At 69.0% G+C, this 13014-nt stretch carries 12 protein-coding genes; 7 read left to right on the plus strand and 5 right to left on the minus strand.

Going from position 1 to position 13014, the window contains the following annotated elements:
* The first annotated feature begins 40 nt into the window (after nucleotides 1–40).
* Nucleotides 41–1387, plus strand: coding sequence for a flavin monoamine oxidase family protein (locus AC0KS4_RS18620; protein WP_225326382.1), 1347 nt, complete (start codon nucleotides 41–43; stop codon nucleotides 1385–1387).
* On the opposite strand, the gene AC0KS4_RS18625 is transcribed toward AC0KS4_RS18620, so the two are convergent.
* Nucleotides 1382–2347, minus strand: a complete 966-nt coding sequence (locus tag AC0KS4_RS18625) for an alpha/beta fold hydrolase (RefSeq protein WP_225326381.1) — start codon at nucleotides 2345–2347, stop codon at nucleotides 1382–1384. The two genes, AC0KS4_RS18620 and AC0KS4_RS18625, sit on opposite strands and share 6 nt — an antisense overlap.
* Before the next feature lie 119 nt (nucleotides 2348–2466).
* Here AC0KS4_RS18625 and AC0KS4_RS18630 point away from each other — a divergent pair, with 119 nt between their 5' ends.
* On the plus strand, nucleotides 2467–3822 hold the full coding sequence (locus AC0KS4_RS18630; RefSeq protein WP_238956626.1) for a flavin monoamine oxidase family protein: 1356 nt from the start codon (nucleotides 2467–2469) through the stop codon (nucleotides 3820–3822).
* An 11-nt stretch (nucleotides 3823–3833) separates the two neighbouring features.
* Here the strand turns inward: AC0KS4_RS18630 and AC0KS4_RS18635 are convergent, their stop codons facing one another.
* The 3 genes from AC0KS4_RS18635 to AC0KS4_RS18645 form a co-directional block, all read right to left on the minus strand.
* Nucleotides 3834–4925 (minus strand): helix-turn-helix domain-containing protein, encoded by a 1092-nt coding sequence (locus tag AC0KS4_RS18635; protein WP_238956627.1) that lies wholly within the window; start codon nucleotides 4923–4925, stop codon nucleotides 3834–3836.
* The gene (locus tag AC0KS4_RS18640; protein ID WP_238956628.1) at nucleotides 4922–6109 is read right to left on the minus strand and encodes a glycosyltransferase; all 1188 of its coding nucleotides are present in this window, start codon (nucleotides 6107–6109) and stop codon (nucleotides 4922–4924) included. The genes AC0KS4_RS18635 and AC0KS4_RS18640 overlap by 4 nt, the downstream gene beginning before the upstream one ends.
* A gap of 145 nt (nucleotides 6110–6254) precedes the next feature.
* A complete protein-coding gene (locus tag AC0KS4_RS18645) occupies nucleotides 6255–7013 on the minus strand; it encodes an STAS domain-containing protein (protein WP_238956629.1) in 759 nt (252 codons plus the stop codon).
* 216 nt (nucleotides 7014–7229) lie between these two features.
* On the opposite strand from AC0KS4_RS18645, the gene AC0KS4_RS18650 reads away from it, so the two are divergent.
* Nucleotides 7230–9335: a catalase gene (locus tag AC0KS4_RS18650; RefSeq protein ID WP_238956630.1), complete on the plus strand. Its 2106-nt coding sequence runs from the start codon at nucleotides 7230–7232 to the stop codon at nucleotides 9333–9335.
* Between the two features lie 72 nt (nucleotides 9336–9407).
* Complete coding sequence (locus AC0KS4_RS18655) at nucleotides 9408–9665, plus strand: DUF7218 family protein (RefSeq protein ID WP_238956631.1); 258 nt, start codon at nucleotides 9408–9410, stop codon at nucleotides 9663–9665.
* Here the strand turns inward: AC0KS4_RS18655 and AC0KS4_RS18660 are convergent.
* Complete coding sequence (locus AC0KS4_RS18660; protein WP_238956632.1) at nucleotides 9659–10237, minus strand: nucleotidyltransferase family protein; 579 nt, start codon at nucleotides 10235–10237, stop codon at nucleotides 9659–9661. The two genes, AC0KS4_RS18655 and AC0KS4_RS18660, sit on opposite strands and share 7 nt — an antisense overlap.
* Nucleotides 10238–10423: 186 nt before the next feature.
* Between AC0KS4_RS18660 and AC0KS4_RS18665 the strand changes: the two genes are divergently transcribed.
* From AC0KS4_RS18665 to AC0KS4_RS18675, 3 genes are all read left to right on the plus strand, one after another.
* Nucleotides 10424–11377, plus strand: a complete 954-nt coding sequence (locus tag AC0KS4_RS18665; protein WP_238956633.1) for an acyl-CoA dehydrogenase family protein — start codon at nucleotides 10424–10426, stop codon at nucleotides 11375–11377.
* Nucleotides 11374–12156 (plus strand): PIG-L deacetylase family protein, encoded by a 783-nt coding sequence (locus tag AC0KS4_RS18670; protein WP_238956634.1) that lies wholly within the window; start codon nucleotides 11374–11376, stop codon nucleotides 12154–12156. Before AC0KS4_RS18665 ends, AC0KS4_RS18670 begins: the two co-directional genes overlap by 4 nt.
* Before the next feature lie 70 nt (nucleotides 12157–12226).
* On the plus strand, nucleotides 12227–12991 hold the full coding sequence (locus AC0KS4_RS18675) for an endonuclease/exonuclease/phosphatase family protein (protein ID WP_238956635.1): 765 nt from the start codon (nucleotides 12227–12229) through the stop codon (nucleotides 12989–12991).
* Nucleotides 12992–13014: the final 23 nt, after the last annotated feature.

Genomic DNA, 13014 nt, shown 5'->3' on the forward strand with positions numbered 1-13014 from the left:
TTCGCCCTGCAAATCGCAGAAATGCGGTTCACTAGAGCGCGTGTCAAAGCCGCCCCGGATCGTCGACGTCGTCGTAGTCGGAGCGGGCTTTGCCGGGCTCGCCGCCGCACGCGAGCTGACCCGGCAGGGCCACGACGTGGTGGTCTTCGAGGGCCGCGACCGGGTCGGTGGACGGTCGCTGACTGGCAGCGTCGCCGGATTGCCGGCCGATCTGGGCGGCACGTTCGTCGGGCCGACCCAAGACGCCGTGCTGGCGATGGCGGCCGAACTCGACGTTCCCACGATTCCCACGCACCACGACGGCAAGAACCTGATCCACTGGCGCGGCTGGACGCACGCGTATCGCGGCACGATTCCCAAGCTGTCCCTGACCGGCCTGCTGGACATCGGCCGGCTGCGCTGGCAGTTTGACAGGATTGCCCGCGGGGTCCCGCTGGCGGCCCCGTGGGACGCCCGGCGGGCGCGCGAACTCGACGGCGTGTCGCTCGGCGGCTGGCTGCGCTCGGTGCGGGCGACGGCCTCGTCGCGCGACCTGCTGGCGATCGTGGCGCGGGTGACCTGGGGGTGCGAACCCGACGACGTGTCGATGCTGCACGCGGCCCGCTACGCGCACGCGGCCGGCGGCCTGGACCGGCTGCTCGACGTCGAGGACGGCGCCCAGCAGGACCGCTTTCCCGGCGGCACGCAACAGATCGCCGAGGCCGCGGCCGCCGAGCTGGACACGCGGGTGGTGCTGGGCGCGCCGGTGCGGCGCATCGAACGCCACGGCGCGGGCGTGACCGTCACGACCGATGTCGGCGAAACCGAGGCCGGCTTCGTCATCGTCGCGATCCCGCCGGCCCATCGCGCCTCGATCGAGTTCACTCCCCCGCTGCCCGCCGAGTACGAGCAACTCGCCCGGCATTGGCCGCAGGGCCGGCTCAGCAAGGCGTATGCGGCCTATTCCACGCCGTTTTGGCGGGCCAACGGATTCTCCGGGCAGGCGCTGTCCGACCAGGGCCCCGTTTTCATCACGTTCGACGTCAGCCCGCATCCGGACGGTCCGGGCATTCTCATGGGTTTCGTCGACGCCCGCGCGTTCGACTCGCTGCCCGGCGATCAGCGCCGCCGCGACGTGTTACGTTGCTTTGCAACGCTTTTCGGCGACGACGCACTCAAGCCTCTCGACTACGTCGATCATCGTTGGGGCGCAGAGGAATTCGCGCCCGGCGGCCCGACCGCGGCGGTGCCGCCAGGGTCGTGGATGCGATTCGGGCGGTGGCTGCGCGAACCGGTCGGCCCGATCCACTGGGCCGGCACCGAAACCGCCGACGAGTGGACGGGCTTCCTCGACGGGGCGATCAGGTCCGGCCAGCGGGCGGCCGCCGAGGTCACCGCGCTGCTATGAACTGATCCGGCTGGTCGCGGCGTTGTGGATGGCCGCTTCGGCCAGCGCGCGCAGCTGGCGGCTCACCTCGCGGGGGTGCTCCAGCATCGAGCAGTGCCCCCCGGGTAGCTCTACCAGGCCGATCAGGTTGGGCGCGTCACGTGCGATCCTGCGGGACTGGCCGATCGGTGTCAGCCGGTCGCGTTCGCTGCCGATGACCAGCGTGGGCACCGTCAGCCCGCTGAGGTCGAGATAGCGCGACCCCACCGACGCGACCAGCGCCCGCGCGCATCCGGCCCGCCCCAGCGGCGACGTCTTCTCGAAGAGCTCGTAGACGATCCGCGCGATGCTCGGGTCGGCGTCGCGCCCGGTCGCGAGCATCGCAACCACATAACGGCTCGGGATGCGGGCCGCCCCCGGGACGGGAAACCCCCCGAACGCGCCGATCAGGGCCCGCCCCGCGAGCACCCGCGCCGGCGACAACCCGTGCGGGACAGCGAGCAGTTGCACGTTGCGGATCAGGTCACCGGTCGTGGTGTTGATCAGCGCGACGGCGTCGGCGCGCCGCGCGACCTTGTGCCGGTAACGCTCCGACCATGCGGCGATGGTCATGCCGCCCATCGAGTGACCGGCCAGCACCGCCCGCTCGTGCGGCGCCAGCGTCGCATCCAGCACCGAATCCAGGTCGGACGCAAGGTGTTTGAGGCTGTAACCCTTGGCCCGCGGCACGCCACTTCGGCCGTGCCCGCGATGATCGAACGCGATCACCCGGTAGTCGCCGGCCAGCTCGGCGATCTGGTAGGCCCACGCGCGGATCGCGCAGGTGATGCCGTGCGCCAGGACAATCGGATAACCGTCGGGAGGCCCGAACACCTCCGCATGCAGCCGGGTGCCGTCGGCCGCGCGGACCGACACGGTCTCACTCGGCGGCAGCCGTTCGGGGAAGGGGTCAATTGCGCGTACCGACCGTCGAGCACTCATCGCCGCTCCCCCCTCGAACGCGGCCCCGTCGCCGCAGCTAAGGATGAGACGATTTTATCCCGATATTCGGCGGGGATTTGGGAAATCCGGCAAACGGTTCTTATGAGACGCTTAGACCCGTGTCTTGGTTGTCGCGGCGGGCGTTTCTCGCGGCCACCGCGGGCGTCGTCGGCGCCGGGATGGCGTCCGCGTGCGCGCCGAAGCATCCGCCGTCCGAGGACATCGACTCGGTCCTCGTCGTCGGCGCCGGACTGGCGGGATTGTCCGCCGCCCGCAGCCTCGACGACGCCGGGCGGGCGGTGCGCGTCATCGAGGCCCGCGACCGCATCGGTGGCAGGGTATGCACCGACCGCGGCTGGGGGACGCCCCTGGAGCTGGGCGCGTCGTGGATCCACGGCGCGACGGGCAACCCGCTGACCGAACTGGCGCGACGGGCGGGGGCCCGGCTGGTCGCCACCGACTATTACGGGTGGGCCGAGCTCGTGGCCGATCCCGCTCTGCGGCCGGCCGATTACCGCAGCGCCACCTGGCGCGCGTTCGTGGAACGAGCCCGCGACCAAGCCGGCGCCGGCAGCCTGGGCGACGCCGTCAAGGCCGCCGCCACCGCCGCGAGGCTTTCCCCGTCCGATCGAGCCCAACTGGCGTTCTACCTCACCACCGAGGTCGAGGACGAATACGCCGCCGACGCGGATCAGCTGTCGGCCGGCACCTTCGATAAGGGTGACTACTCCGGCGGCGACCAGGACGTGATCACGAACGGCTATGACGCCCTGCCGAAGTCGCTCGCCGACGGGCTCGCGATCGAGCTCAACGAACCGGTGACCGCGATCGTGCACGGTGAGGACGCCGTCGTCGTGCGGACCAAGCACAACGCATACCGGGGACCGGCCGCGATTGTCACCGTTCCCCTCGGCGTGCTGAAAACCGGTGCGATCGCCTTTGATCCAGCTCTGCCCGATGGGCACGCCCGGGCGATCGACGCGCTGGGCTTCGGCGTCTTGTCCAAAAGCTTCTTCCGCTTCGATCAACGAACGTGGAAGGCGGACAACGCCTTCTACCAATACCTCGGGCCCGACGGCGGCCTGTGGTCGCAATGGTTCACCGTGGCCAGCGATGTGGCGCCGGTGGCGGTCGCCCTCAACGGCGGCACCCGCGGCCGATTCGTGGAGTCGCGCTCGCCCCAGGATCTGTTGGCCAGCGCGGCACCGATCGCGCGCCGGCTCTTCGGTGAGCACATCGCGCTGACCGACGTGCGGACGTCCAACTGGAGCGTCGATCCGTATGCGCTCGGCGCCTATTCGTTTCACCCGCCCGGCTCCGGTCCCGACGACCGGTGCCGGCTACAGCAGCCGATCAGCGACCGGCTCTATCTGGCGGGCGAGGCGGTCGGCGTGGATAATCCGGCCACGGCGGCCGGCGCCGTGCTCAGTGGCCGCTATGCCGCGAACCAGCTGCTGCGCCGGTTGAGTGGTTGACCGCGCGGGCGTCACGCCGGGGTCTGTTGCCGCAGCGTGGTGTGGGGGCTTTGCCCGTAGGTCTGCCGGTAGAGCACGGCGAAGCGCCCGGTGTGCGCGAACCCCCACCGCCGGGCGATCTCGGTGACGGTCGAGGCGCCCGCCGTCGCCGCGATCAGCTCTTGGTGGGCGCGGCGAAGCCGGACCCGACGCATGTACTCGGTCGGTGTGGTGTCGAGCCGGCGGCGGAACAGGTACTGGACCGCCCGTGGGGTCAGATGCACGGCGGCCGCGACGTCGTTGATGCCGATGTCCTCGGTGGTGTGGCGGTGGATGAAAGACACCGCCTCCTTGAGCGTTTCGGGCAGCGCGAGGCCGCTGGCCGGATCCTGCTCGGTCAGGTTGGACGGATAGCACTCGAGCAACGCGCCGGCCAGCAGGTTGGCCATGCCCGCGGCGATCATCGGTTGCTGGGCGGTGTCGGAACAGGCCAACGTCGTCAACACGTAGTCGAGCGCTCGATGCCAGGCCCGCACGGCGGCACGCGAACGCGGACGCCATTTCAGGAACTGGGTCTGTTGCGACAGCGCCGTGTGCCATTCGGCGGCGACCGCGAGCAGCACCTCCGCCGCGAGGACAACCACATCGAAACGCGCGCCGTTGCAGTGCAATACACAGGACATACCGTGCGTGACGAGAATCGGGAAGTCCGCGGTCGCCGAGGGGCCGCCCGCGACGCTCAGCGATCCCGCGCGCGGTTGTATGACGACAACGGTGTCGGCCGCCGGGATCTCGAGCGTCAACCGACCCTGGATGGCCACCTCGTCCACCGTCATCGACCCGGTGTCCCGGCGCCGATGCGACACCGCGCAGTGGCCGGTGAAGCCGGAGAGCCGCCAGCCCGGCCGATAGGCGCCGGCGAAAAGCCGGCGCGCCGCCTGCACATCGCTGCTACGAAACTGCTTGTATTCCACCGCGACTGGTTGGACCCCGTGATCCGGGTCGGCGCCGAGCTCGGGCCGGCCTGGACAGTACTCGGCCCGATCCTCCTCGACCGCTGCGCCCGCAGGACTGACGAACTCCCCGGACGGTAAGCCGGCGGTCCCGCGGGTCGCGGTAGTCATGGCCGGCTCAGAGGAAGGACTGTGGGCACCCTCGTCACTGCCCGGTCGTGCGCCCCCAGGCTCTGGTAAACGTTCAGCGCGTCGAGCGCGATCCGGTCCCACCCGAAGCGTGACTGTGCGCGGCTCCGTCCGGCCGCGCCCATGCTTTCGCACTGAAAGTGCTGGGCGAGGAGCCTTCTCAGCGCGGCGGCCAGGCCGACGGGATTTTCCGGAGGCAGTACGATACCGGTGATGTCGTCGAGGACGACGTCGGCCAGCGCGCCCACGGTCGCGGCGACCACCACCACGCCACTGGCCATGGCCTGCAGCGCGGTCGAGGGGCGCAGCGGTTGACGAGGCGTGCACACCATGACGTCGGCGGACCGCACCCACATCGGCATTTCGCTGCCGGGGATCGTGCCCGCGAAGCGGACACGGTCGGCGACCCCGAATTCCTTGGCGAGATACTGCAACTGGGCTCGCGCGTCATCGTGCACGGTGTTCGTCGCGTCGGTTTCCGCGATGACCAACTCGGCCCCCGGGACCCGGTACAGCGCACTGATCGCGATATCAAAACCGTTATGCTGCAGCGGGTTCGGCGCCACACACAGGACGCGTTGCAGCCCGTTGCGGGCAATTTCCGGACCGGCCGGCGTGTAACGCTCGGAGTCCACGCCGCAGGTCAACGCGGACACCCGCGCGCGGCTGTGGCGCAGTTGGGCCAGCATGTCGACCTCGGCGCTGCTCTCGCCGGTCGCCCACATCGCGCTGCGCGCCAGCAGCGGCTCGATACGCTCGCGTTCGCTCTTTGGCGGTGCGGCCACGGCACGGTCGCGCGCCGTCGCGGCCAGGCCCAAGAACGTCTGCACGACCGGGACACACCGACGTCGTGCGGCCAGTTGCGCGGCCAGGCCACCCAGCCACCCGTACGCATGCACGACGTCGGGATGTTCCTTTGACCAGACGCGCTCCAGTTTCGCCGCCCATTCCCCGACGTAGGGCAGCACGTCGACGGCGGAGGCCGCCGCGCGCGGGCCGACCGGAACCGACACACGGCGGCAGCCGCCGATGGCTGCCTTCGCGCGCCGTCGACCGCTTTGGCGCAGGCAGACCGTCGCGTCATGCCCCTGCGCCGTCAGCGCGACACCCAGCTGCTCGGGGTCCTCCCCGACCACGTCGTCGCCGCTGACAATTGCGATCTTCAACCGCGGTTCCTCCCCGCACGTCGTCCGTCCCCCGGCATCACGTGGCATACCTCTTGTGGGCGTCCGCGAAACGAACAAGATCGCGACTTCGTTTTGTGGCCGGGGTTTCGTCTGCTGGCCCCGAGTGAAACGCTCGGAGGCGGTATCAGAGCTGGTTTTCCCGGCCGACCAATGCCCAGACGGTTTTGCCCGACGATGTGGGGGCCGCGCCCCACGCGCGCGACACCGCGGAGACGATGGCCAGTCCGGAGACGACGTCGGCACCGCGCTCGGGAGCCTCGCGCCGGCCGGGCAGCTGGGGACTGTCGTCCGCGACCGCAACGGTGACGGTGTCTCGATAGCTCTCGACGATCAACACCGGCGCACTCTCGGTGTGGTCGAGAGCGTTCTCGACGAAGACGGTCGCCACCGTGGCCGCGGCCGCGACCACTTCGCGGATGTCCCATCTGGTAAGGCGGTCGGTGACCACGCCACGTGCATGGTCGATGCTGTCGCAGGATCGCGCAAGCTCGGTGCGCGCCCGTCGCCGGACCTTGCGGGATTGATCGTGCACTGCGTCCAGCGCGAGCCGCCGGGTGGAATGGATCGGCACATATCGGGCGACGCCGGCCGTCGCGATCGCCCGGCGCACCGCCGGCTGTTCGCACACCAGCAATATCGGGACGTCCGGCCACACGCTGACATGCCAACGAGCGCTTTTGAACACCGTCCAGGCCGAAATGGATGAAGCGCGCAAACGATCGACACCAACGATCACCGCATGCGGCTCGTCGATCGCTGCCGTGATCACGGCGTCGCGGACCGCGAGATAGGTCTCGCTGTCGAGCACGCCTTCCATCGTCAGGATTGGTACGCCTTGAGGGGTTTCCCTCTCGATCCAGATAGCCGGCGGATGGACATTCATCGGATGTCGCTCCGGTGGAGCTTCCGGGCCGCCCGATTTCCGCCGTTTTCGTCAGCCGCCGCAATCACCACTGCCGTCTACCCGCATCGATGGCAGGCAACCCTCGAAGCCATGGACCGGTGCCGGATTCGGGCCGTTTTACCCGGGTTTGACGGTGGTACTCCACACCGTTGAGCGACCGTTGAGCGGCCCAGCAAATCACCCAGAAAGGCAGTCATGGCTACCGACCCCAATCCCAAGCAGCGCGACCTGGAGTCCGCCCGGTTCCGTCGGGACACCGGATACCTGACGACCCAACAGGGTGTGCGCGTCGACCACACCGACGATTCGCTGTCGGTCGGTGAGCGGGGGCCGACGCTGCTGGAGGATTTTCACGCGCGCGAGAAGATCACCCATTTCGACCACGAGCGCATCCCGGAGCGCGTGGTGCACGCGCGGGGTGCCGGCGCCTACGGCTATTTCGAACCGTATGACGACTCGCTGGCGCAGTACACCGCGGCGAAATTCTTGACGACGCCGGGCCTGCAAACCCCGGTGTTCGTGCGATTCTCCACGGTGGCCGGCTCCCGAGGGTCGGCCGACACCGTGCGCGACGTGCGCGGCTTCGCCACCAAGTTCTACACCGAACAAGGCAATTACGACCTGGTGGGCAACAACTTCCCGGTGTTCTTCATCCAGGACGGGATCAAGTTCCCCGACTTCGTGCACGCGGTGAAACCCGAGCCGCACAACGAGATTCCGCAGGCGCAGTCGGCACACGACACACTCTGGGATTTCGTGGCGCTGCAGCCCGAGACGCTGCACACCATCATGTGGCTGATGTCGGACCGGGCCCTACCGCGCAGCTACCGCATGATGCAGGGCTTCGGCGTGCACACCTTCCGGCTGGTAAACGACCGCGGCGAGGGAACTTTCGTGAAGTTCCACTGGAAGCCGCGGCTCGGCGTGCACTCGCTGATCTGGGACGAATGCCAGAAGATCGCCGGCAAAGACCCCGACTACAACCGACGCGACCTGTGGGAGGCCATCGAGTCGGGCCAGTACCCGGAATGGGAGCTCGGCGTCCAGCTCGTGCCCGAGGAGGACGAGTTCAAATTCGATTTCGATCTTCTCGACGCGACGAAAATCATTCCCGAGGAACAGGTTCCGGTTCGTCCGGTGGGGAAGATGGTGTTGAACCGCAACCCGGACAACTTCTTCGCCGAGACGGAGCAGGTCGCGTTCCACACGGCGAACGTGGTGCCGGGCATCGACTTCACCAATGATCCGCTGCTGCAGTTCCGCAACTTCTCCTACCTGGACACCCAGCTGATCCGGCTGGGCGGCCCCAACTTCGCCCAGCTGCCGATCAACCGTCCGGTGGCCGAGGTCCGCACCAACCAGCACGACGGTTACGGACAGCACGCGATTCCGCAGGGCCGCTCCAGCTACTACAAGAACACCATCGGCGGCGGCTGCCCCGCGCTAGCCGACGAGAACGTATTCCGGCACTACACCCAGCGGCTCGACGGGCAGACCATGCGCAAGCGGGCCGAGTCCTTCGAGAATCACTACAGCCAGGCGCGGATGTTCTGGAAGAGCATGACGCGCGTGGAAGCCGAACACATCGTCGCCGCGTTCGCCTTCGAGCTCGGCAAGGTGGAGATACCCGAGATCCGTTCGGCGGTGGTCGCACAGCTCGCCCGGGTCGACGGCGAACTGGCCGCCCAGGTGGCCGCGAAGCTGGGACTTCCCGCGCCGCCCGAGGAGCAGGTCGACGACGCGGTGGCCGCCTCGCCGGCGCTGTCACAAGTCACCGACGCGGGCGACACCATCGAATCGCGCAAGGTCGCGGTGCTGGCCGCCGACGGCGTCGATGTGGTGGGAACACAGCGCTTCATCGAGCTGATGGGACAGCGCGGCGCGGTGGTCGAGGTGTTGGCCCCGGTGGCCGGCGGCACGTTGGAGGGCGGATCCGGCGGCGAACTGCCCGTCGACCGTTCCTTCACGACGATGGCGTCGGTGCTCTACGACGCGGTCGTGGTGGCGTGCGGCCCGCGGTCGATAGCGACGCTGTCCAACGACGGGTATGCGGTGCACTTCGTGACCGAGGCCTACAAGCATCTCAAGCCCATCGGCGCGTACGGTGCCGGCGTCGACCTGCTGCGCACCGCCGGCATCACCAACCGCCTCGCCGAGGACACCGACGTGCTCAACGACCAATCCGTCATCACCACCACGGCCGCCGCCGACGAGTTGCCCGACCGCTTCGTCGAGGAATTCGCCGGCGCGCTCGCTCAACACCGTTGCTGGCAGCGTCGCACCGACCCGGTTCCGGCCTAGCGCCGGTGTTTTCCCCGCGGTCGGGGCGGGCATAACTGAAAAGGCGTCTCATCGTGGACAGGAGGATGGATCATGCCGCGTTCGTCGATCAAGAACGAGAAGCTGTACCAGGATCTGCGCAAGAAGGGTGACTCCAAGGAGAAGGCCGCGCGGATTTCGAATGCGGCCGCCGGCCGGGGCAAGTCCTCGGCGGGTCGCAAGGGCGGCAAGTCCGGGTCTTACCAGGACTGGACCGTTCCCGAACTGAAGAAGCGGGCCAAAGAGCTTGGCATGTCAGGCTATTCGAGCCTGACGAAGGACAAGCTGGTGGCCAAGCTGCGTAATCACTGACGCGTCAGCCCGAGCCGGTCGGCCAGCACCAAGAAGGCGACCGCGTAATCGTTTTCGGCGGTCTGCGCGGCGATACGCCGCCAGTCCAGGCGTTCGCGCACCGCGCGCACGGCCGGCAGCAATCTGGCGAAGTCGCAGTGATGCTCCCCCAGGGAGCGCAGCTGCTGGACAAGCACAATGGTGGGCGGCAGCACCGGCATGCTGATCGCCAGGACCTCCTGCTGTTCGGCCTGATCCAGCGTGTCGGCATCGACCGGTACGCCGTTGATGCGATGCAGGACATCGACCAGCGTGTCGCCGGTGCGGGCCTTGAACAACCAATCCTCCGGGGGCCGTTCGACGACGAACCCGGCATTGGTGAGGGTGGCCACGGCCGTCTCCACGTCGGCCTCGGCCACCACGAGGTCCACATCGTGACTGGGTTCCGGTGCGCCGTAAGCCCATAACGCGTAGCTGCCCGCCAGGGCGAAACGCGGCCCATGCTCCTTGAGCGCCGAGGCGGCGCCCTTCAGCGCCTCTCGCAACCGCGAGGCGCAGCTGGTTGCGTCGGCATGTGCGTCGAGGGGTGCCATGGTGCATTAGGTGATACCCCGCCGGCGCCACGGACAACCTGCCGACGGACGATCGTAAGGCCGTTTAACTTCCGGCCAATGGGGAAAACGTCCCGTTATGTCAACCGCGGTGCCACGTTCATATGATGCTGCGACCGGTGTGATTCCGGCCGTGCGATCGGGGGCATCCCCGGCGGGGGGTCCGGCGTGACGGCGGGGCTCATCGAACATTGGCTCGAGTCCGGACGACTCGATCTGCCTCTTCCCGCGTCGGGGCGCACGGCCGAACGCTGGCAGCGGCTGGCGCGGCTGGCCGAGGACAACATCGTCGCGGCCAGGATCGCCGAGTCCCACGTCGATGCCGTCGCGATCCTGCACGAGTTGGGCGGCAAGCCCCCCGACCCGGGTCAGCTGTGGGGCGTGTGGGCCGCCGAAGCCCCGGACACGGCGCTGACGGCCACCGACACCGACGGGGCGTTCACCTTGAACGGCACCAAGGTGTGGTGCGCGGGCGCCGGGTTCTGCACGCACGCGCTGGTGACCGCACGGCTCGGGGACGGGACGCAAGGCCTGTTCGCGGTGACGGTGACCGACCCGGCCGTCAAGGCGTTGCCCAGCACCTGGTGGAACGCGGGGATGGCCGGCAGCGACACCAGGCCGGTCCTGTTCACCAACGCCCAGGCCGTCGCCGTGGGCGACCCCGGCGACTACCTGGATCGACCGGGATTCTGGCACGGCGCAATCGGTGTCGCCGCCTGTTGGCTCGGCGGCGCACGCCGGGTCGCCGACCCGCTGTATCGCTGCGCCGCAAGCCAATCCGCCGACGCGTACTCGCTGGCACACTTGGGCGCCGTGGACGCCGCGCTGGCCGCCAGCGACGCGATCCTCACCGAGGCCGCGGTCCAGGTCGACGCCGATCCGTTCGACCGCTCCGGAACCGCGCAACTGCTGGCGCGCCGCGTCCGCACGGTCGTGGAACACGCTGTCGACGAAGCGATTACGCGCACCGGCCGCGCCCTGGGCCCGGGCCCGCTGTGCCAGGACGGACGGCACGCTCAACGGGTCGCGGACCTGAGCATCTACATCCGGCAGAGCCACGCGGAGCGAGACCTGGCCGAACTCGGGCAGCTGGCGGGCAAGCAGGCGATGAGGGCGCCGTGAAAACCGTGCCGGCGGGCAACTGCGCGTGTGCCCCCGATCCGCTGACCCATGGCGGCACCCCGGTGCCGTTGTGGCTGGCCGCCTTCGCCGAACGGCCCCTGCCCACACTGGATTTGGCGGAGTGCCGACGGCTGATCGTCGTTGCCCCGCACCCCGACGACGAAACCCTCGGCCTGGGTGCGATGACCACGCAACTGACCGCGAGGGGGGTTGACGTTCACGTGGTCTCGGTCAGCGACGGCGGCGCCGCCCAACCCGGAGTGTCGGTCTCCGACCGGCTTCGCATGGCGACCATTCGCAGATACGAAATGGGCCGGGCGGCCAGACATTTGAATGTCCCCAGCCCGATCTCGCTGGGGTTTCCCGACGGTGAGCTGACGGATCACGAGAACAGCCTGGCCGACACGCTGGTGCAGATGCTCGCCGATGGCGGTCCGGCGACCTGGTGCGCAGCGACCTGGCGGGGCGACGGGCATCCCGACCACGAAGCCGTGGGGCGCGCGGCCTCGGACGCGTGCGCCCGCACCGGCGCGACGCTGCTGGAATATCCGGTGCTGATGTGGCATTGGGCGCATCTCGCCGATCCGGCGGTGCCGTGGACCCGAGCCTATTCGGTGCCATCTCCCAGCTGGGCGATGGGTCGCAAACGCCGTGCGGCGCAATGCTATCGAAGTCAACTCGAGCCCACCGATGGGGAATCCTCGCCCATATTGCCGAGTTTCGTGCTCGCGCGGCTGCTCGCGGTGGGCTCCGCCGTGGGAGAAGTCGTATTTCGGTGATCCACGCACCGACCCGCTGCGGGAATGCCGCGGTGCGTGCCCGAGCGGGAAAGTGGGTAGGCGAAAACCTATGCGCGTGGCGACCTTCAACATCCTGCACGGCCGCACGGTCGGGAACGGCGTCGACGTTGCGCGCCTGCGCGATTGCGTGCGCCGCCTCGATCCGGACGTGCTCAGCTTGCAGGAGGTCGACTGCGATCAACCACGCTCCGAGCGGGCCGACCTGACCGCTGCCGCCGCCGAGGCCATGGGCGCGGTGGAGCACCGGTTCGTCGCGGCGATTTCCGGTACCCCGGGCGCCACCTGGATGGCCGCCACCGGCCGCGAACAGCCGGGGACCGCCGCGTACGGGATCGCCCTGCTGTCCCGATACCCCGTGGCCAGTTGGCAGGTGTTGCGGCTCCCCCGCATCCCGATGCGCTTTCCGATGTACCTGCCCGGCCCCAACCGGGTGATGATCGTCGATGAGGAGCCGCGCGCGGCGGTCATCGCCCGGCTGCGCACCCCGATGGGCGGTCTGACGGTGGCCAACACGCACCTGTCGTTCGTTCCGGGCTGGAACCGGCGCCAGCTGCTGCGGGTGATTCACGACCTGCGCGGCTTCCCGGGCCCACGGTTGCTGACCGGCGACTTGAACATGACGCCGAAAACCGTTCGTCGCTGGTCGGGCATGCGGGCGCTGGCCGTCGCCGAAACGTTTCCCGCCGATCACCCCAACCGCCAGCTCGACCACATCTTGACCGACGACCCCCGGCTGCGCGGCGGCCCGGTCGAGGCCAGCCCGATGCCGATTTCCGATCACCGCCCGCTGGTGGTCGACCTGCAGCGGGTGTGAGTCGGGGGCCCGGCCCGAGAAAC

It is taken from the genome of Mycobacterium sp. NTMscope_MAC_12, assembly GCF_976985675.1.

What these genes read in the sequence shown, in the direction of transcription:
- AC0KS4_RS18625 (WP_225326381.1), bottom strand. Translation starts at nt 2,347, where the DNA reads ATGAGTGCTCGACGGTCGGTACGCGCAATTGACCCCTTCCCCGAACGG.
- AC0KS4_RS18635 (WP_238956627.1), bottom strand. Translation starts at nt 4,925, where the DNA reads ATGACTACCGCGACCCGCGGGACCGCCGGCTTACCGTCCGGGGAGTTC.
- AC0KS4_RS18645 (WP_238956629.1), bottom strand. Translation starts at nt 7,013, where the DNA reads ATGAATGTCCATCCGCCGGCTATCTGGATCGAGAGGGAAACCCCTCAA.
- AC0KS4_RS18650 (WP_238956630.1), top strand. Translation starts at nt 7,230, where the DNA reads ATGGCTACCGACCCCAATCCCAAGCAGCGCGACCTGGAGTCCGCCCGG.
- AC0KS4_RS18655 (WP_238956631.1), top strand. Translation starts at nt 9,408, where the DNA reads ATGCCGCGTTCGTCGATCAAGAACGAGAAGCTGTACCAGGATCTGCGC.
- AC0KS4_RS18660 (WP_238956632.1), bottom strand. Translation starts at nt 10,237, where the DNA reads ATGGCACCCCTCGACGCACATGCCGACGCAACCAGCTGCGCCTCGCGG.
- AC0KS4_RS18675 (WP_238956635.1), top strand. Translation starts at nt 12,227, where the DNA reads ATGCGCGTGGCGACCTTCAACATCCTGCACGGCCGCACGGTCGGGAAC.